This window comes from Clostridium moutaii (assembly GCF_041205085.1).
Taxonomy (GTDB): domain Bacteria; phylum Bacillota; class Clostridia; order Clostridiales; family Clostridiaceae; genus Clostridium_B; species Clostridium_B moutaii.
Window position 1 is genome coordinate 1 of the sequence record NZ_JBGEWD010000027.1, and the last position, 19,572, is coordinate 19,572.

General features: G+C 32.2%; 18 protein-coding genes and 1 other annotated feature (1 of these 19 only partly in view). Of the genes, 6 read left to right on the forward strand and 12 right to left on the reverse strand.

The window, feature by feature from the left end:
* Positions 1-74: 74 nt before the first annotated feature.
* From AB8U03_RS17000 to AB8U03_RS17025, 6 genes are all read right to left on the reverse strand, one after another.
* Positions 75-989, reverse strand: coding sequence for a branched-chain amino acid transaminase (locus AB8U03_RS17000; protein WP_369705745.1), 915 nt, complete (start codon positions 987-989; stop codon positions 75-77).
* Between the two features lie 188 nt (positions 990-1,177).
* Positions 1,178-2,893, reverse strand: coding sequence for a methyl-accepting chemotaxis protein (locus tag AB8U03_RS17005; RefSeq protein ID WP_369705746.1), 1,716 nt, complete (start codon positions 2,891-2,893; stop codon positions 1,178-1,180).
* A gap of 63 nt (positions 2,894-2,956) precedes the next feature.
* On the reverse strand, positions 2,957-4,966 hold the full coding sequence (locus tag AB8U03_RS17010) for a penicillin-binding transpeptidase domain-containing protein (RefSeq protein ID WP_369705747.1): 2,010 nt from the start codon (positions 4,964-4,966) through the stop codon (positions 2,957-2,959).
* A gap of 16 nt (positions 4,967-4,982) precedes the next feature.
* The gene (locus AB8U03_RS17015; protein ID WP_369705748.1) at positions 4,983-5,204 is read right to left on the reverse strand and encodes a YdbC family protein; all 222 of its coding nucleotides are present in this window, start codon (positions 5,202-5,204) and stop codon (positions 4,983-4,985) included.
* Between the two features lie 61 nt (positions 5,205-5,265).
* Positions 5,266-6,306 carry a low-specificity L-threonine aldolase gene (ltaE, locus tag AB8U03_RS17020; RefSeq protein WP_369705749.1) on the reverse strand — a complete coding sequence of 347 codons (1,041 nt, stop codon included), beginning with the start codon at positions 6,304-6,306 and terminating at the stop codon, positions 5,266-5,268.
* Positions 6,307-6,491: 185 nt separating this feature from the next.
* On the reverse strand, positions 6,492-7,748 hold the full coding sequence (locus AB8U03_RS17025) for a glutamate-5-semialdehyde dehydrogenase (RefSeq protein ID WP_369705750.1): 1,257 nt from the start codon (positions 7,746-7,748) through the stop codon (positions 6,492-6,494).
* A gap of 384 nt (positions 7,749-8,132) precedes the next feature.
* Here AB8U03_RS17025 and AB8U03_RS17030 point away from each other — a divergent pair, with 384 nt between their 5' ends.
* The 4 genes from AB8U03_RS17030 (at position 8,133) to dapD (ending at position 11,030) form a co-directional block, all read left to right on the forward strand.
* Positions 8,133-8,402: a small, acid-soluble spore protein, alpha/beta type gene (locus tag AB8U03_RS17030; RefSeq protein WP_369705751.1), complete on the forward strand. Its 270-nt coding sequence runs from the start codon at positions 8,133-8,135 to the stop codon at positions 8,400-8,402.
* 127 nt (positions 8,403-8,529) lie between these two features.
* Positions 8,530-9,276 (forward strand): class I SAM-dependent DNA methyltransferase, encoded by a 747-nt coding sequence (locus AB8U03_RS17035; protein WP_369705752.1) that lies wholly within the window; start codon positions 8,530-8,532, stop codon positions 9,274-9,276.
* 31 nt (positions 9,277-9,307) lie between these two features.
* Complete coding sequence (gene hslO / locus AB8U03_RS17040; protein ID WP_369705753.1) at positions 9,308-10,198, forward strand: Hsp33 family molecular chaperone HslO; 891 nt, start codon at positions 9,308-9,310, stop codon at positions 10,196-10,198.
* Positions 10,199-10,313: 115 nt separating this feature from the next.
* The gene (gene dapD, locus AB8U03_RS17045) at positions 10,314-11,030 is read left to right on the forward strand and encodes a 2,3,4,5-tetrahydropyridine-2,6-dicarboxylate N-acetyltransferase (protein ID WP_369705754.1); all 717 of its coding nucleotides are present in this window, start codon (positions 10,314-10,316) and stop codon (positions 11,028-11,030) included.
* Positions 11,031-11,133: 103 nt separating this feature from the next.
* Here the strand turns inward: dapD and AB8U03_RS17050 are convergent, their stop codons facing one another.
* The 3 genes from AB8U03_RS17050 to pdaB all read right to left on the reverse strand — a co-directional run bounded on the left by AB8U03_RS17050 (position 11,134) and on the right by pdaB (position 13,374).
* Positions 11,134-11,874 (reverse strand): single-stranded DNA-binding protein, encoded by a 741-nt coding sequence (locus AB8U03_RS17050; protein WP_369705767.1) that lies wholly within the window; start codon positions 11,872-11,874, stop codon positions 11,134-11,136.
* Between the two features lie 91 nt (positions 11,875-11,965).
* Positions 11,966-12,463, reverse strand: coding sequence for a hypothetical protein (locus AB8U03_RS17055; protein WP_369705755.1), 498 nt, complete (start codon positions 12,461-12,463; stop codon positions 11,966-11,968).
* 155 nt (positions 12,464-12,618) lie between these two features.
* Positions 12,619-13,374, reverse strand: coding sequence for a polysaccharide deacetylase family sporulation protein PdaB (gene pdaB, locus AB8U03_RS17060; protein WP_369705756.1), 756 nt, complete (start codon positions 13,372-13,374; stop codon positions 12,619-12,621).
* Positions 13,375-13,551: 177 nt separating this feature from the next.
* Here pdaB and AB8U03_RS17065 point away from each other — a divergent pair, with 177 nt between their 5' ends.
* On the forward strand, positions 13,552-14,079 hold the full coding sequence (locus AB8U03_RS17065) for a DUF4364 family protein (RefSeq protein ID WP_369705757.1): 528 nt from the start codon (positions 13,552-13,554) through the stop codon (positions 14,077-14,079).
* Positions 14,080-14,083: 4 nt separating this feature from the next.
* Here AB8U03_RS17065 and AB8U03_RS17070 read toward each other — a convergent pair whose 3' ends face one another.
* Positions 14,084-14,971, reverse strand: coding sequence for a YncE family protein (locus AB8U03_RS17070; RefSeq protein ID WP_369705758.1), 888 nt, complete (start codon positions 14,969-14,971; stop codon positions 14,084-14,086).
* A gap of 146 nt (positions 14,972-15,117) precedes the next feature.
* On the opposite strand from AB8U03_RS17070, the gene AB8U03_RS17075 reads away from it, so the two are divergent.
* Positions 15,118-15,375, forward strand: coding sequence for a TIGR03905 family TSCPD domain-containing protein (locus tag AB8U03_RS17075; RefSeq protein WP_369705759.1), 258 nt, complete (start codon positions 15,118-15,120; stop codon positions 15,373-15,375).
* A 74-nt stretch (positions 15,376-15,449) separates the two neighbouring features.
* On the opposite strand, the gene AB8U03_RS17080 is transcribed toward AB8U03_RS17075, so the two are convergent.
* Positions 15,450-16,793 carry a bifunctional folylpolyglutamate synthase/dihydrofolate synthase gene (locus tag AB8U03_RS17080; RefSeq protein ID WP_369705760.1) on the reverse strand — a complete coding sequence of 448 codons (1,344 nt, stop codon included), beginning with the start codon at positions 16,791-16,793 and terminating at the stop codon, positions 15,450-15,452.
* Positions 16,794-16,813: 20 nt separating this feature from the next.
* Positions 16,814-19,462, reverse strand: a complete 2,649-nt coding sequence (locus AB8U03_RS17085; RefSeq protein ID WP_369705761.1) for a valine--tRNA ligase — start codon at positions 19,460-19,462, stop codon at positions 16,814-16,816.
* Positions 19,463-19,519: 57 nt separating this feature from the next.
* Positions 19,520-19,572: a binding site (T-box leader), on the reverse strand (it continues 159 nt past the right edge of the window).

The window sequence follows — 19,572 nt, forward strand, 5'->3', positions numbered from 1 at the left end:
AAACTACTACGCAATAAAGTCTAACTTATTGGGGTCATATCATTTTAAAATTCCTCTCTTTTTATACTATATTATTAATAAACAGGTGTACAGTAACTTGCATATTTAGGATTTTTTCCTGTTGTAAGTCCAAAGAAAAGTTCCTTAATCTTTTTATAAACCTTTCCCTGTTTTCCTGTACCTACAGGTCTATTATCCACTTTTACTATTGGAGTAACTTCCATAGCAGTTCCACTGAAAAATATTTCATCTGAAGCATAGAGCTCTGTTCTTGCAATACTTCTCTCCACAACTTCAATTCCAAGTTCCTCCTTGCCAAGTCTCATAACAAGATCCCTAGTTATACCTTCCAATACATTATCAGAAGGTGGAGGTGTAATCAATTGTCCTTTTTTAACAATAAAAATATTTTCTCCCGGCCCTTCACAGACATGTCCATCTGAAGTTAAAAACATAGCTTCATCATACCCACTTTGGTTTGCCTCTAAAGATGCTAATGCAGAATTCAAATAAGCTGCAGTTGGCTTGGTCCTCGGAGGTAGCATACTATCTTCCAGCCTTCTCCATGAAGATATACACACACTTAATTCCTCTTTGCCTGCAAATTTACCCATAGGCTGACAATATATAAGTAATTTAGGTTCTGAATCTGAAAGAGTAGGATTTATATTTGTTCCTCCATCAAATATGACAGGCCTTATGTACGTAGTCTGTTTAAATTGATTTTTCTTCAATAATTCAACAGTAAATTCACACAACTGATCTACACTATATGGAATATTTAAATTCAGAGATTTTGCAGATTGAAGCAATCTTATATAATGATCCTTCAACCTAAATCCATATAGCTGTTTTTCATCATCATCCCAATAAGCTCTTATACCTTCAAAACATCCTAACCCATAGTTGAATGCCTTTGATCTTATACTTATTGTTACTTCACTTTCATCTACAATTTTTCCTTGATAAAATACATATGATTTTGACATAAAAAAGCCCTCCCTTTAAAATCATCTTAAAAGTAAATAGTCTAAAACTAAAATAAAACAATCTACTTTTATATGCCCCAAAATTTTAAATGTTTATACATAAATATACTGCTATAAAAAAAATAAGTCAATAACATTGTCCTAATTAATCACATTAAAGAACTCTTAGGTTCTAATTAAGGACTGATTTAGATGGTCTTGTCATCTGTAATTTTAAATTTTTCTATATTCTTTTTCAGTTCCTCTACTGTATTTCTAAGATTTTCTATAGAATTATAAACTTCATCAGCGGATTTGCTCATTTCAGTACTGGATGCAGATATCTCTTCTGTTGATGCGGATATCTCTTCTGCAGTAGCTGAGTTTTCCTCTGAGGTGCTAACTATTTTGTTCTTGTTTTTTTCTAAATTATCTATGGAGACATTCATATTTTTAATCTTAGGCACCATGTTTTCGACAGCAGCTGCAATATTTGAAAAAGCCTCCAGGGAAATATTTATGGATTGGGTTTGACTTGAAATTTCTTCCTCCAGCAGGGAACTTTGTTTTACTATATTTCCTATTTTTTCAGAAACCAGTTTAACCAGACTGTTTATTCCCGTAGATGAATCCTTAGTCTGAGAGGCCAATTTTCTCACCTCATCTGCTACAACTGCGAATCCCTTTCCAGCTTCCCCTGCCCTAGCTGCCTCTATAGCTGCATTTAGTGCCAGAAGATTTGTCTGATCAGAAACATTGTCTATTATATCCGTTATATCATTTATTTTGACAACATTACTGCTGAACTCAGTAATACTGTTTTGAAACTCTTTAAAAGATGAACTTATTGTTTCTATGGATTTTATTGTTTTAGGCAGCTGCTTGCTATTTTCCTGTGCCATCCCATTGATTTTACTAGAACTTTTATCTATATCATTTATTTCTTTAATTATTACTGCTAATTCATTGCTAAAAGAATCCAGCACTTCATTTACACCAATTAATTGCTGAGCCTGACTTGTATTTGCGGAAGCCACCTGACTTATAGTATCTGATACATTACCTGATGAGTCCATAAGTTCCTTGGAAGTCAAAACCAAATTGTCATACTCACCGATTATAAAGTTAAATTTATTTTTAATTTCAAATAACAAATTATTGAGGGATTTCTGCATATTGCTTATACCTTTTACAAGCACTCCCCCTTCATCCTTGTAATTCAAATATTTATCAGGCACATTTTTTGTAAAATCTCCTTTTGACATTACACTTACATGTTTTGACGAATAAAGCATTACACTTATTATCTTTGTTATAAAAATATTTACCACTACAATTGCCAATGCAAGTATTAGGACTACGATAATGCCTATACTTGCAAAGGTAGTGTATATTTGGCTTCTCAGTACACTTTTGTTTATACCAACGAAAAACATGCCTATGTTATTTCCATCATTGCTTTTTATGGGACTGTATATTACTTCATAGGGCTCATTTAATATTTCTGCCTCTCCCTGGTAATTCTGCCCTAATTCTAATACTTTATTTGACACCTGAGCTGATGCCTTTGTATTTATAGCTCTTTTGCCATCTTTTACTATAGTTGTAGACACTCTGGTGTCATTTAAAAATATAGTAACATGATCTCCTGTTTCTTTATTTATCTCATCTACAAATCCAGTATTTCCGCTTATAAGTTTATTTCCCTTATACAGTTTTCCATTTTTATTCTGCCAGGAACCGCTGTATTTTTCATTTAATAATTTTAAAGCCATTGCAGAATTTGACTTAAGTTGATTTGAATAACTATTAATGGTTATTTTACTTAAATTATAGTATACCGATGTCAAAATAGCTGTACTTAAAATCAACATTATAATTATCACCAAAAGATTAATTTTTGATTTAATAGTTAAGCTTTTCATATAAAATCCCCCCAGAATAAAAAAATTTAAAGTCTACTTTCAATCCTGTATACTATCCACTACTTATATTCCATTCATCACTTCTTGAAAAACGGTTTTTACTATTGGTACAACATACTGACTTCCACCTTTATCCTTTGCATTCTCCACCATGGCCACCACAAGAAGATTTGGATTATCAACATTTACTGCAGCAAACCAACCTACTTCTGTACCTGTAATATCCTGCTGGGAAGACTTTATTTCCGCCGTACCTGTCTTTCCCGCCAGAGTTATCCCTGGTATATAGGCTCCATGTCCCGTTCCTTTAGGATTCTGCACCACCTGTACTAAATCATTTAAAATAACATTTGCTATTTCTTTTGAATACACATTTTTCTTCCATATTTCTGCCTTTGCATTATGTTTATATAATAGATAAGGTTTTATAATATTACCATCATTTACGAAAGAATCATAGATGGCCATTAAATGAACTGGATTTAATAGTATTTCTCCCTGTCCATATCCGCTGTCTGCCAGTTGAATTTCATTTTTTATATGTCCATCTGCTCCAAATTGAGATTTTGACAATCCATATTCAAAAGGTATTTTTTCACCAATTCCAAAATTTTTAAGCTCAGCTTCCATATTATCTTTTCCAATATCCAATGCAGTTTCTGCAAAATATATGTTATCTGAATAAATAAGGGCATTTAAAAGATCACTTGGCTGACCATAATCCTCCACTCTAGTGACATAATAGTTTCCCCAGCTGCTGTCTTTTTGCCATTTAGTTCCTGAAATATTCTTAGATAACTGTGGATTTAATTTATTGGTCTTCAGTCCTATAGCTGCCGTAACCGGTTTAAAGACAGAGCCCGGCACTACATTGCTCTGAAAGCGATTATAAAAAGGTTTTCTCTTATCTTCATTTAAACTTTTCCAAACATCACTTGACATGCCCATAATAAAATCATTAGGGTCAAAAGAAGGAGTGCTCACGAGAGCCAAAACCTCACCAGTTTTTGGATTCATACTAACCCCAGTACCTGCATCTTCCTTTAATTGGTCATAGAGCAGGCTCTGAATTTTAGAATCTATTGTAAGTTTTATGTCCTTACCATTGTGCACCTTTTTCCTTATAATTGTGCTTTTCCTCTTTCCGTTTCCGTCTATGATATATATATCGTATCCATTTTCTGCTTTTAAAACATTATCATATATTTTTTCCAATCCGGACTCACCAATTATATCATCAGCTCCATAATTGTTATTTGATTTTAAATCCTCTGCTGTAACTTTACGTACATACCCTGTTAGGTGGGCGGCAGCATTCTTTAACGGGTATACCCTTTCCCCAATATCTTTTATACTCACTCCTGAAATCTTTTCCAGAACATTGAGTCTTTCATCATCTTCCGGTATGACCTTTATAGGCACAAACATATCTTTTTTTACATAGGAAGCTGAAAGCTTCTTGTCTATATCATCCTTTGACATATTTAGGAGAGCTGCCAAATCTGTTTTTGTCTTTTCCCCATTGTCATCAAGATCACCAGGAATAATGCCAACTTGAGCTGCATTTCCATCTTCTGCTATAGGACTGCCATTTCTATCATAAATGGTTCCTCTTTTACCCTTTACAGTATCCACCCTAACTTTATCTTCTTCATTTAGCTGCGGAAATATGGCCTTGGAATCCCACATTACCTTCCAAGTTTTATTTTCTTTTTTTAAAGTTATTGTGTTTAAAAAATGCAAGTTTCCAGCTGCTGTATTCATATCCACTTTAACAGGGACTTTCGCAGTTCCATCTTCATATTTTATATCTTTACTATTGTCAATATTTACACTTATATTTTTTGCCTCTATCCCACTGTAAATATTACTATACCGGTTTACAAATTTTTTTTCTGAAATTTCAGACTTGCTTTCATCACTTATATTGCTATACATTAATATGTAGTTGCATTTTGTCCAAGCATTTATATACTCATTTACACCTTCTTTTACCATTTGATCCCTGCTGCATCCTGTAGTACTCATTATAAATAGAATTATAAAAATTCCCCATAAAAATTTGCATTTCATAAATTAGTACCTCATTTTACAAATTCATATTATTTAATATATTCCTGAGCTCTTTTAATTCTCCCCGGGTTAAAGTCACTCCCTTTCCCATTTTATCATGTTCTGGTGCCCAATCCCTTATATCGTATTTGACTTCTCTGTCATTCCAACTAATTAAATTCAACTCCTTTTTCCACCCTTTTGCAGATTCAGAAAGTACTCCTTCATTTTCCTCTATTTTGTATTTTATTCCTGCCATTTTACATACACCTCTTACGATCAAAAGTTTTATTGATATATTGTACCTACGAGAACAGTCCTTATGTAATATTTTCAAACAATATTTTCTTTAAAGTATCCACAATATAAGATATATCTTGCCTTTTAACCCAATAGTTAGTTACGAACCTCATCTTTCCACCTTCTTCAGGATTTATTTTAATTCCATTTTTATAAAATTCGTCAACCAATTTATTGCTGTCATAACCTGTTTCAGACATATCGAAAAAAACCATATTTATTTGAATGTCCTCCATATTGACTTTTATACCAGGTATTTTCGCCAGCTCTTCTCCAAGGAGAAGAGCATTTTCGTGATCTTCACCTAATCTGCCAACCATATCTTTCAAAGCTACAAGCCCAGCTGCTGCCAGAAAACCTGCCTGCCTTAATCCGCCTCCCATAAGTTTCCTGCACTTTCTGGCTTTTTTAATAAACCCTCTGGACCCGGCCAGCATAGAACCTACTGGTGCACATAATCCTTTTGACAAACAAAACATTACAGAATCACAGTACTTTGTTATTTCCCTTACATCCACTCCCAGATAGGAGGCAGCATTAAACACCCTAGCGCCATCAAGATGAACTGGTATATTATACTCCTTAGCAGCGTGGTAGATTTCTCCCATATTTTTTAAAGAAAGTACCTTTCCATCAGAATAAGCATTTTCCATACATATGAGGTTGGTTTCCGGATAATGTATATCTTCCTCAGATCTTATTGTCTTTTTCACTTCATCAGGATCCATTTCTCCGCCATTAGTTCTCAAAGTTCTAAGTTGAACTCCTGCAATAACAGATGCCGCACCTACCTCATGAACTACAATATGGCAATCGTTTCCAAGTATTACTTCCGATCCTCTTTTACAGTGAGTAAACAGGGAAAGCTGATTTCCAAAAGTACCACTTGGCACAAACAATGCTGCTTCCTTACCTACAAGTTTAGGTGCATATTCCTCCAGTTCCCTCATAGTTGGATCATCACCGTATACATCATCTCCAACCTTGGCTTTATACATGGCATCTCTCATAGCTTGAGTGGGTTCAGTTGCAGTATCACTTCTCAATTCTATAAATCTCACAGAAAAACACTCCTCTCTTTAAATGTATTATCTTAATTATAAACTCATAAGTTTCAAAACACCATAATTAAAGCTGCATTATATCATAAATTGAACTATTCATATTATAAATTAAACTTCTGGATATTATTAAATAATATCCAGAAGTTTAATTTGAAAAAGCACTTCATTTTCTAAAATAATATTTACTCTCGTATCTGGCCCTCTCCATAGATCATATATTTAGCAGTTGTCAACTCACTCAATCCCATAGGACCCCTGGCATGAAGCTTTTGAGTACTTATACCTATTTCTGCACCAAATCCGAATTCTCCACCATCAGTAAACCTAGTGGAGGCATTTACATATACAGCTGCTGCATCAACTTCTCTTAAAAATCTTTGAGATGAAGCATAATTATTGGTTATTATGGATTCAGAATGTTTTGTACCATATTTATAAATGTGATCTATAGCTTCATCTAGAGAATCAACTACTTTTACAGCTAAAATCAAATCCAAAAATTCCTTTGCATAATCTTCCTCAGTGGCCAATTTTATATTGGGAATCAATTCTTGTGTTTTACTGCATCCTCTTATTTGAACATTCAATTTTTTCAAGGTATCCCCCAAATGAGGTAAAAGCTTTTCGGCTATATCTTTATGAACAAGCAATGTTTCCATAGCATTGCAAACTGCTGGTCTTTGAGTTTTAGCATTTACAACTATATCTTCTGCCATATTTAAATCTGCATCAGAATCCACATATACATGACAATTTCCAGATCCTGTTTTAATTACAGGTACAGTAGAGTTTTCTACAACAGAACTTATAAGCCCGTTACCACCTCTTGGTATTAAAACATCTACATATCTATTTAGTTTCATCAAAACTTCTACTGCCTTTCTTTCAGTAACGTCAATAAATTCCATAGAACCTTCCGGAAGACCTGCTCCAATGGCAGCCTTATTTATAATGTTATATATAGCTGAGTTGGAATTAATAGCTTCTTTTCCTCCTCTTAAAATAACTGAATTTCCGCTTTTAAGGCATAGTGCCGAAGCATCTACTGTTACATTTGGCCTGGCTTCATATATTATTCCTATTGTTCCCAGAGGAACTCTCACCTTTTCAATATGCAAATCATTAGGCCTCTTCCACATTTTTATACCCTCTCCTATGGGATCAGGAAGGGAAGCCACTTTCTCAAGACCATCCGCCATAGAATTTATTCTCTTTTCATCCAGAGATAACCTGTCAATAAATGCATTGTTTTTTCCTGATTTTTTTGCATTTTTCAAATCCGCTTCATTGGCCCTTAAAATATCTCCTTTATCTCTCTTTACCTTTTCCGCCATAGACAGTAATGCCCTGTTTTTCACCTCAGTACCTGCATTTGATAACATTCTGGCTGCTAAACTAGCCCTTCTGGCCTTTTCTATGACATAATCATCTATATTCATACATATCCTCCCTTCTCTTATTTTACCTAATCAAGTGATCCTTGGGTATAGTTGAGCTTTCCCATGTGAAATACTTTATATAATTTATTCATAATTGTAGCAATAAATTAATATATGGTCAATAAGTTTTTTCTTTTGCTTTATAAATAAACCACTGATACTCAATTGCAAATTTAAGGATTTAGTAGATAAACATTGAGAATATTTCTTATTCAGCCATTAGAATGCTTATAAAAATATAGTATAGGTATATATAATGTTCTAAATATATATTATAATTATAATATAGTTGGGAACTATTTTTTCAACAAACGATTTTAATTATGTATAAATCTCGCTTTTGAGGTAAAAATAATTTATAGTAAAAGTGGGAGGGTGGTATTAATGGCAAGAACACCGCTAAAAAAAATAATAAAAGCAAAACTAAAAGCGAACAGAGAACTCACAGATGCGGAGAAGCTGAGAGAAAAGCTAAAATATGAGATTGCGGAAGATTTAGGATTAAAAGAAAAAGTTGATCTTTACGGATGGAGTAGCTTAACAGCTGAAGAAACAGGAAGAATTGGCGGTATTATGACTAAAAGGAAAAAAGAATTGAAAATCCCCAAAAATGAAACCTTATTAAATAATGAGATGTCTAAAAGAACACATTAACTTAATTCTAAAGAATATATTATTAACTTATGAAAACAAAAACTTTATATTTCTACAGTTATAAATATAAAATACCGTAGAGGAAGGAGCAAAAGCCGTTAAATACAAAATTGTAACGGAGATATAGATGAACTGCTATAAAAGATTTGCACATATATATGATGATCTAATAAATGAAGATATTGACTATGGTACTTGGTGTTTAAAAATTTTAAACCTGTGTCAGATTTTGAATGTAAAAAAACAAGATTATTTGGATTTGGCTTGTGGAACAGGCAATATGACAGAAAAAATAGCACCCCATTTTCAAAACAGCTGGGCGGTGGACTTATCTAATGAAATGCTCTCTGAGGCGGATGAGAAACTGAGAAACAAAAGATTAAAAATAAATTTAATATGTGAAGACATAAGCAAGTTAAAATTGAACAGGCAATTTGATCTAATAACCTGTTGTCTTGACTCTACAAACTATTTATTAGAGGAAAAAAGCTTGGAAAATTATTTCAGGGGTGTATTCAACCATCTGAATTCCAATGGAATATTTATATTTGACATAAATTCCTATTATAAGATTACCAGTATACTAAGTAATAACACTTACACTTATGATGATGAAAAAATAACTTACATATGGGAAAATTATTTGGAGGATGAAATTGTGGACATGTATCTTACATTTTTTATAAAATGCAAAGATGTATATAGGAGATTTGACGAACACCATAGAGAAAGGGCTTATAAATGTAAAACCATAGAATATGCTTTAAAAAATTGCGGACTGAATATCATAGGGAAATTTGACAATTATCAGGATAAAAATGTAACCGATACTTCTGAAAGAATAGTTTATGTAGTAAATAAACACACTAAATAACTTGTTAGCACATAAGGAGATGAATTTAGATATGGAAGATAAATTAGTACGGGCTACAGCTAAGGACAACAATATTAGAATAATAGCATCTTCTACTACAAATCTAGTAAATAAAGCTGTTAAAATTCACAAATGCTATCCTACTGCAGCTGCAGCTCTGGGAAGAATGTTAACTGCTGGAAGCCTTATGGGGGCAATGTTAAAATCTCAGGCTGACAGTTTGACTTTAAGAATATCAGGAGGTGGAGATGCACATGGAATAATAGTAACCTCCTATGCAGATGCACATGTAAAAGGATATATTGGAAATCCTATGGCAAATCTGCCACCTAATAATAAGGGCAAGTTGGATGTGGGTGGAATCATAGGTACAAATGGAAATTTAACTGTTACAAGGGACATGGGACTAAAAGAACCTTATTCCAGTCAGGTCCCCATACAAACTGGAGAAATAGGAGATGATCTGGCTTACTATTTTACAGTTTCGGAACAAACCCCATCCGCTGTAGCACTGGGAGTTTTGGTAAATGTAGATCTGAGCATAAAATCTTCTGGTGGATTTATAATTCAAATGATGCCTGGGGCAGATAGCGGTTTATCGGATTTATTGACCTACAGATTACAGGAAATGCCACCCATATCCACTATGATAGACAACAAAAAGGATATTTATGAAGTATTGGATGATATCTTCAATGATATGGATTTAAAAATATTGGATGAACTGACCCCTTCCTATCAATGTGACTGCTCCAGAGAAAGAGTTGAAAAAGCTTTTATAAGCATAGGCTCCAAGGATCTGGAAGAGATCTATAACGAAGGTAAGTCAGAAGAACTAAAATGTAATTTTTGTAATAAGTCCTATATATTTACCCATGAGCAAATAGGTGAAATACTTAAAAATGCTGAAAAAGATCTTTAAAATCAGTTTATGGATTTTAAAAAACTTATATGTTATAATTGTTTAAAAAATTAAAAATATCTTTATAAATGCGAAAGATTATTATATATACATACAAAAGAAAGGATGATTTAACATGGAATCAAAATATGATCTGACGGATCCCTACCAAATAGCCAAATATATAAAAGAAGCTAAAAAATCAACTCCTGTTAAAGTATACGTTCAAGGAGATATATCAAAATGCAGTTTAGGAAATATAGAAGATTACAGTAATGGCAATTTTCATATCCTCTTTGGTGAGGGCAATGAAATATCCAAATTTTTAAATAAAAATAAAGATAAGATTCATCATTTCAGAATGGAACAAGACAGAAGGAATTCAGCTATTCCACTTATAGATTTAATAAATATAGATGCCAGAATTGAACCTGGTGCAATAATACGTGATAAAGTTAAAATAGGGAAAAATGCAGTTATAATGATGGGTGCGGTGGTAAACATAGGGGCTGAAATAGGTGAAGGTGCTATGATAGACATGAATGCAGTTGTAGGTGCCAGAGGTAAAATAGGGAAGAACGTTCATTTAGGTGCTGGAGCTGTAGTAGCCGGAGTTTTGGAACCACCTAGCAAATCACCCTGCGAAATAGGTGATGATGTACTGATAGGTGCCAATTCGGTAATTCTAGAAGGTGTGAAAATAGGAAAAGGTGCAGTTATTGCTGCCGGCTCAGTAGTAATAGAAGACATTCCCTCAGGGGTTGTAGCTGCCGGTACTCCTGCAAAAATAATAAAAAGAGTAGATGACAGTACTAAAAATAAAACTGAAATTTTAGCAGATTTAAGAAAATAAAGCTTTATAGAAAATAAAATAATATAAAACCAAGCGGATAAAATAAGATTTAAAAAATCTTATTTTATCCGCTGAAATATCAGTTATTATTTATATAATATATCTAAGATATACGTTTATCCTCTATGTTTCCTCCCAAATTGTTTCCCTGTTCCTTTTTTACCTCTTGAAAATTTTCTTCATCTTCATCAAAAACTTTTTCCTCATATTCTTCATTATCATTATTTTTATTTACTTTTTCCATTTTAGATATTGAAACTTCATAAGCTACTTTTTTTATAGTTTCTGTATCGGATACTTTCTTCTGGTACTCTCTGCTCTGTAATCTTCCCCAAATTCTTATATTATCACTGACTTTTAATGATTTACAAAATCTAGAATTTCTTCCCCAGGCAATAGTAGGTATGTAGTCAGATTTATTATACGCTCTATTTACGGCTAACAGCATATCAGAAATCTCCCTTCCAAAAGGAGTTGTCCTATAAACCGGCTCTTTACATATGAAACCATCGAGGAAAATTTGATTTGGATTTTTACTTTTTTCTTTACATAAGCTTATATTTCTTGCAAATACGGTTAATATTAATCTATTTGCTCCATCTACAAATTTATTGTATGATCTCAATTGTCCTTCTACTATAATATCCATTCCCGGACTAATATTCATCCCTCCTATAAGTCTTTCTGAAATTGTAATAAACAGTACATCCTTACTTTCACTTAACCTGGAAACCTCAATATTAAAGGTATAGAAACCCTCTCCATACATTTCATGACTGAATTTTAATTCTGAAACTACTCTGCCTTCAAGATAAATCTTATTATTTAACATTAAATTGTCCATCATAAACCCCTCTTTCCCTTAGTTTTAAATATCTCATTACCATATAACTATTCATTATAAAACAAAAATATACTTACGAATATTTAAATATTTAGCTTAAAACCTTAAATATTCTATTTTTAAGCAATACATACATATATTTATCTTCCATTAACCCTAGAGTTATAGCTATCATGGCTGCATACAGCTCATCAATATCATTTATTACCATGTTGATTGGAATTTCCTGAGATTCAATTATTTTCTTACCATTTTGTACAATATCTCTTTGAAGGCAATATACAAATCCACTATTATAATCTAGACTGGATATGGTAACTGTATTTTTGCTCCCTAATCCGTAGGTTATAATATAACCATGTATTTTCAAATCATTACTTTTCCCATCTATCAAGTCCATATTTATAAAACAATATCGTCCATTCAAAATATCATGTTTTTCATTCATAGAATTCAATATCATGTATTTTGTTATTTTTTCATTACTTTTATTTGTAAGAACACTATACTGTAAATCCGTTAGATTCAATAGATTTATCAAATGATTTTTAAAATCATCACTGCTTTCAATAATTTCTATAGCCTTCATAACTTATTACCTCCTGCAAAAATATATAATCTAAAATTATTTTTAACAGGATATAATTTTTTATACCAATTATTCATTTACTAATAGTTTTACCTCACTGACATTATAATACATATTTATTGTATTTTTCAATAACTGCTATAATATAAGATATATTAATTACTTATTTGCTTTCCGGCATGATCCAACTTATAATTATTTTTATAAATTAAATCCCCTACCTTAACAAATTTATATCCCTTTTCCTTTAAGTTTTTTATTATCTTAGGTAAATTTTCCGGCGTATACTTGGCACTATTGTGAAATAATAATATTGAGCCCGGTTTTATATTCTTCATTATCCTTGTATATTCAATGTCTTCACCTTGTTCTTTCCAATCTATACTATCTACATTCCATTGGATGCAATAATATCCTGAACCCTCTACCAGATCTATTACCTTGTCATTATAAGCTCCCTCGGGACATCTAAACAGCTTGGTGCCTGTTCCTATTATATTTCTTATTTTAGCTTCATTTATATTTATATCCTCAATAATCTTTTCCTGGGATATGTTGGTCATATTAGGATGTCTATTGGAATGATTTCCTATTTCGTGTCCCCTTTTATATATTTCTTTCAGTTTATCAGGATTTTTATCCACCCAATCACCTACTACAAAAAATGTGGCTTTAATATTATACTTATCCAATAAATCCAATATTTTTTCAGTATAATCATTTTCCCCCAGGCTTACATCAAAAGTCATAGCCACTTTTTTTTCTTTTGTATCAACAGAATAAATAGGCAATTTTTTGTTTAGTATTGTAAAAGTTCCCTTATACCTGTAATTAGTAAATAAAGATACTCCAACAGCTATAAACAATAATACAGATACCATAAATATTTTCTTTATAAGCCTTCTTTTCAATATTTCTCCTCCAAAATTATTTGTTCCTATAATTGTATATAGTATCTTATATTAATAAATATTACATAAATCAAAAAAATTTATTCACATAAAATAATTTCAAAATATAAGTTGAAATATTTTATGTTATAATATAAATATATTTTTATATTTTAAATTCAATGGAGAGGATTTTAAATGTTTGAGGATACTTTAGAACTAGCGGAAAATAAACTATTGCTGCTTTATATATTTAAAAGAATTAAATTTCCTATTTCCAACAATGAAATAACACAAATTATACTTGAGAATGACTTTATAAATTATTTTACTCTTCAGCAATATCTAAATGAGCTTTTATCTTCTAACTTTATTAAGAAAACAGCTGGTTCAAATAATCATAAATTTGTAATTACCAAAAAGGGCCTAAGAGTATTAGTGTTATTTGGAAATAGAATTTCAAAAGGCAAGATAGACACCATAGAGCACTATTTGAATACAAAAATTAAAAACATAAAGAAGAACCTTTCCATAAATGCTAACTATACCGTTGATCCTAAAAATAATTTTACTGTAGATTTAAAAATATCAGAAAATAATTCAACATTAATGAATATAAAGCTAAATGTAGATTCTAACAAAAAAGCTAAGGAATTATGCAAAAAATGGGAGAAAAATTATTCAGATCTATACTACAATATCGTTGAATTACTTATGCGCAATTAAAAATTCAAATTAAAACCATACCTGTAGGTTCTCCACCTATGGGTATATATTTTTTATTTTTATTTTTTATATTTATTCTTATTAAAAGATCATTATAATTATCTCCTATATACAGATTTTCTTTATATTTTAATATATTTCTTGGCATTCCACCAACAATTATCTTTTTTTCTTCCTTATAGTTGTTTATATCTAAAACACTTATTGTGCCATCGCCAAAATTGGATACAAAACAATATCTACTGCTGCAATAAATATCCATTGGTGAATTTCCTACAATAATCCTATTTATTATTTTATAATTTTTCAAAGATAAGACGGCTATACTTCCTCTAAATTCAGAGCCTATGTTGCTTTCACATATTAATACATGCTGTCCGTCTAATGTAAATATAGCTTTAGTAGGATAAGAACCTACCCTTACATTTTTAATACATTTATTATTGGTACAATTTATTAAAGTTATGCTGTCATCCTCCATATTGGATATCAATAATAGTTTTCTCTCTTTATTTAGGCATATACTATAAGGAAGACTTCCACAGGGGATTTCTTCAACTACTTGTTTTTCTTTAAGGTCAAAAACCAGTAAACTGTTTAAATCACTGCATATTATATATGCATTGCTGCCATAAACCACCACATCATTACAACATGCCCCTACATAATAGCTTTCTTCTTGTATTTCCTTTTTAATATCAACTATAGATATGGTATTATTGTATCTGTTTGCAGTTATGAGTTTATTATCATTATTATATATTCCATGAGGCCCCACCCTGTAAATTATATCATTGGGCTTTAAATATATTCTCTTCTCTTCATAGAAATGGTCCAAATTAATTTTTGACACAAAATCAGAAGAAGTGCTGCATACATAAAGGTAATCCAACACTATCACCCCCTCACAAATATAATATGAATATTTGTTAAAATAGGTAATAACAATTGAAAATTTATTTTATTGTATAATCTAATGGTATATTATATAATTATTTTGTCTAACAGATTTATTTTGTAAAGGAATCAGGTGATAAGATGTATACTTATAACACAAAGGGAGTTTGTTCAAGTCAAATAACTTTTGATATAGTAGAAAATAAAATAACAAATGTAAATTTTACGGGTGGTTGCAATGGTAATCTTCAGGCTATATCTAAACTTGTAGATGGGATGAATATAGATGAAGTAGTAAAAAAACTGCAGGGCATTTCTTGCAATGGGAAGGGTACTTCATGCCCGGATCAATTTGCAACAGCTCTTAAAGAATTAGTTTTAAATAGTAAATCCGCATAATATATTTATTAAACTGTTTATCAAAAAAGGATATAATGTATTTATTGACCATTATATCCTTTATAAATTATACTTTAAATTCTATTGTATTTTTTTATAATTTTCCTCATATCCCCTATCATATAAAGTGAACCGGATACTAAAAGCAGATCTTTTTCTTCACAATATGAAAATGCTTTCCTATAGGCACTTTCATAATTGTCAAAGGCCTCACAGCTTGGATTGTATTTTTCTATTACAGATTTTAACTGTTCTGAACTTTCTGCCCTGATGTTATTGGGAGTAACAGCTATAACCTTCCATGCCAGCGGTACAATGGTTTTTACCATTATATCCACTTCCTTATCGGCCAATATACCAAGTATGAGCACCATGCTATTATAATTGAAATAACTTGTTATATTCTCTTTAAGCATAGAAATTCCTTCTCTGTTATGTGCTCCATCTATCACCACCAGAGGTTTATTTCTCATCACTTCAAGTCTTCCCATCCATTTTACCCCACTGAGAGCTCTTAATATTACGGATTTATCTATTTCAATGCCATATCTGGATAATTGTTCTACAGCAAAAATAGCCACAGCACAATTTATCAATTGGTGTTTACCTAGAAGGGACAATTTAATATTGTACTCTCCTTTTCTCGTATGTACACTTATATGCTGTATATATTCTTCACTGTTGTTGTCAATTTTATCTTTTCCCATACACCTTACAGAATCCAATGGCACTTTTATAATCTTACTTCCCTTTTGTCTGCATACCTGCTCTATAACTTTCCCGGCTTCATCTGCTTCCGGGTACATTACAACGGGAATACCTGGTTTAATTATTCCAGCCTTTTCATGAGCTATCTTTCCCAATGTATCTCCTAATATCTTCATGTGATCATAACTTATAGAGGAAATTATGCTCAGCATAACTCCCCCATTTTGTTTCTCAGAGAAAGGCAACATCACATTTGTGGAATCCAGTCTTCCCCCTAATCCCACTTCAATTACAGCCATGTCAACTTTCTTTTCCTTGAAATAATAGAACATGGCACAGGTAATTATTTCAAATTCAGTGGGATTATCATATCCAAGTTTTATAACTTCTTTTACAATCCCAGCTACTTTTGTGATTACCCTGCTTAAATCATCTTTAGGTATGTTATCCCCATTTATCTGAATTCTCTCTTCAAACACTTCCAGGTAAGGTGAAGTATACATACCTACTTTAAATCCAGCTTCCATTAATATTTTGCTTATCATGGCTGTAATAGAACCTTTTCCATTAGTACCTGCCACATGTATAGTTTTTATTTTCTTGTGAGGATTACCTAGCAGTTCTAACATTTTTTCAGTTCTATTAAGCCCAAAATTGCTTCCGAATTTAGCTATACCTTCTATATAATTCAATGTCTCTTCATAGTTCATCGTAGCACATCCCCATGTTTTTATTTTAAATTCTGCAATCTCTCCATTACAGTTCCAAGCATTTCTTTATATTTACAACCTTTTGCCTTCTCCCCATCTACCACATCTTTAGGTGCCTTTAAAATAAATCTTTCATTTGAGAGCTTTTTCTCAACTCTTTTTATCTCATTCTCCAATTTTTCTTTCTCTTTATTCAACCTTTCAATTTCTTTATCCTTATCTACCAAATCCAAAAGTGGAATAAATAATTCTGCCCCTCTAGTAACTTCCGACACAACATTCTCCGGGACATCGTTTTTACTGTTTAAAAACTCCAATTCACTTGCTGAAGCCAGTTTTCTGAAGTAATCCTCTCCATTCTTAAATGACTCCAATGCATTCTTTTCAGTTACCCATACCATTATCTTAGCTTTTCTTGAAAATGGAACATTCATTTCAGTTCTAACATTTCTAATAGCCTTGATGGCTTCTATAATATATTCCATATCCTCTTCTGCCTTTAAGTCTCTAAGTTTATTATCATATTCCGGCCATTTTGATATAGTTATGGAATCATATTCTGTATAAAGATGAGTATATATTTCTTCTGTTATAAATGGCATAATAGGATGAAGTAATTGTAAGCTTACAGTAAGCACCTTGTTCAATACATTATAAGCTACTCCCTTGGCCTGTTCATCTTCACCATACATGGCCGGTTTAACTAGTTCTATATACCAATCACAAAACTCACCCCAGATAAAATCATATATTTTCTGCGCAGCTATTCCAATTTCAAATTTTTCTATATTATATGTCACTTCTTTTATTAGTGTATTTACTTTAGACAATATCCACTTATCTGCACTACTATAATCCTTGCAATTTCTATACTTATTCATTACATCCTGATCTAAATTCATAAGTACAAATCTGGATGCATTCCATATTTTATTGGCAAAATTTCTAGAAGCCTCTACTTTTTCCGGATAATATCTTATATCATTACCAGGTGCATTTCCTGTGATCAATGCAAATCTAAGTGCATCTGCCCCATATTGTTCTATTACTTCTATAGGATCAACACCATTTCCAAGAGACTTAGACATTTTTCTTCCTTGAGAGTCTCTTACAATTCCATGTATAAGTACATTTTCAAAGGGAATATCATCCATACAGTATATACCTGAAAATATCATTCGCGCCACCCAGAAAAATATTATGTCATATCCCGTAACCAAAGTATTATTCGGGTAAAAACATTTTAAGTCTTCTGTATTGTCAGGCCAGCCTAGTGTTGAAAAAGGCCATAGTGCAGAACTGAACCAGGTATCCAGTACATCTTTATCCTGCTCCAGATTATCTGAACCACATTTACTGCATTTTGTAGGATTAGTGTCGCTTACTATAACCTGGCCGCAGTCTTTACAATACCATACGGGAATCCTATGGCCCCACCAAAGCTGCCTTGAAATACACCAATCCTGAATGTTTTCCATCCAGTTAAAATAAGTCTTTTCAAACCTTTCAGGTATAAATTTAATTTTCTTGTTTTTTACCACATCCATAGCCGGTTTTGCCAAAGGCTTCATTTTTACAAACCATTGTTTTGAAATCATTGGTTCAATGGTAGTTCCACATCTGTCATGACATCCTACATTATGCATGTGTTCTTTTATTTTTACCAAAAATCCCTGTTCTTTCAAATCCTCCACCAGTAATTTTCTAGCTTCGTATCTATCCATTCCATCATATTTGCTTCCTGGAAGCTTTATTGTTCCATCTTCATTCATTATTACAATTTCGGGCAAATTATGTCTTTTACCTACATAATAATCATTAGGATCATGTGCAGGAGTTATTTTAACTGCTCCTGTACCAAACTCCATGTCTACATAATCATCAGCAACTATTGGTATTTCTCTATTTACAATAGGAAGTACAGCAGTCTTGCCAACTAAATGCTTATACCTTTCATCCTTAGGATTAACTGCAATAGCTGTGTCACCAAACATGGTCTCCGGCCTTGTAGTGGCAATCTCCAAATATTCATCACTTTCAACTACCTTATACCTTATGTGCCAGAAGCATCCCTGCTGCTCGTTGTATTCAATTTCTGCATCCGATATAGCAGTGCGGCATTTTGGACACCAATTTATTATTCTATTTCCCTGATATATAAGTCCATCATTATATAATTTGACAAAGAACTTTTTCACGGCCTTGTTAAGTCCTGCATCCATAGTAAATCTCTCTCTTGTGAAATCTACAGAACACCCAAGTTTTTTTACTTGATTTCTTATTCTCTCCCTATACTCATGAGTCCAATCCCAAGTCTTTTCAAGAAATGCATCCCGGCCTATTTCCTTTTTTACAATGCCATCTTTTAAAAGTTCCTTTTCCACCTTTACCTCAGTAGCTATACTGGCATGATCTTCTCCAGGAACCCATAACGTATTATATCCCTGCATTCTTTTGGTTCTTATCAGTATATCCTGAATTGTATCATCTAAAGCATGACCTAGATGTAATTTTCCCGTAATATTTGGAGGGGGTATTACTATGGTATAAGTTTTTTTATTATCATCTGCACGGGGCGTAAAATACCCTTTTTCCTGCCAATTATTATAAAGTTTTTCTTCAAATGTCTTTGGATTATAAGTGGTTTCCATATCTTTCCTTTTCGACATTAGATCTCCTCCTTAAATATGTTTAAAATAATCTTACATATAAAAAAGCCTTCATCCACAAAGGACGAAGACCCGCGTTGCCACCTTTTTTCCTGAAAATTACAGGCTCT

Excerpts from the sequence above, each read along its gene's own strand:
- AB8U03_RS17000 (WP_369705745.1), bottom strand. The coding sequence starts at position 989 with ATGTCAAAATCATATGTATTTTATCAAGGAAAAATTGTAGATGAAAGT.
- AB8U03_RS17005 (WP_369705746.1), bottom strand. The coding sequence starts at position 2,893 with ATGAAAAGCTTAACTATTAAATCAAAAATTAATCTTTTGGTGATAATT.
- AB8U03_RS17010 (WP_369705747.1), bottom strand. The coding sequence starts at position 4,966 with ATGAAATGCAAATTTTTATGGGGAATTTTTATAATTCTATTTATAATG.
- AB8U03_RS17015 (WP_369705748.1), bottom strand. The coding sequence starts at position 5,204 with ATGGCAGGAATAAAATACAAAATAGAGGAAAATGAAGGAGTACTTTCT.
- AB8U03_RS17025 (WP_369705750.1), bottom strand. The coding sequence starts at position 7,748 with ATGAATATAGATGATTATGTCATAGAAAAGGCCAGAAGGGCTAGTTTA.
- AB8U03_RS17030 (WP_369705751.1), top strand. The coding sequence starts at position 8,133 with ATGGCAAGAACACCGCTAAAAAAAATAATAAAAGCAAAACTAAAAGCG.
- AB8U03_RS17035 (WP_369705752.1), top strand. The coding sequence starts at position 8,530 with ATGAACTGCTATAAAAGATTTGCACATATATATGATGATCTAATAAAT.
- hslO (WP_369705753.1), top strand. The coding sequence starts at position 9,308 with ATGGAAGATAAATTAGTACGGGCTACAGCTAAGGACAACAATATTAGA.
- dapD (WP_369705754.1), top strand. The coding sequence starts at position 10,314 with ATGGAATCAAAATATGATCTGACGGATCCCTACCAAATAGCCAAATAT.
- AB8U03_RS17050 (WP_369705767.1), bottom strand. The coding sequence starts at position 11,874 with ATGGACAATTTAATGTTAAATAATAAGATTTATCTTGAAGGCAGAGTA.
- AB8U03_RS17055 (WP_369705755.1), bottom strand. The coding sequence starts at position 12,463 with ATGAAGGCTATAGAAATTATTGAAAGCAGTGATGATTTTAAAAATCAT.
- AB8U03_RS17065 (WP_369705757.1), top strand. The coding sequence starts at position 13,552 with ATGTTTGAGGATACTTTAGAACTAGCGGAAAATAAACTATTGCTGCTT.
- AB8U03_RS17075 (WP_369705759.1), top strand. The coding sequence starts at position 15,118 with ATGTATACTTATAACACAAAGGGAGTTTGTTCAAGTCAAATAACTTTT.
- AB8U03_RS17080 (WP_369705760.1), bottom strand. The coding sequence starts at position 16,793 with ATGAACTATGAAGAGACATTGAATTATATAGAAGGTATAGCTAAATTC.
- AB8U03_RS17085 (WP_369705761.1), bottom strand. The coding sequence starts at position 19,462 with ATGTCGAAAAGGAAAGATATGGAAACCACTTATAATCCAAAGACATTT.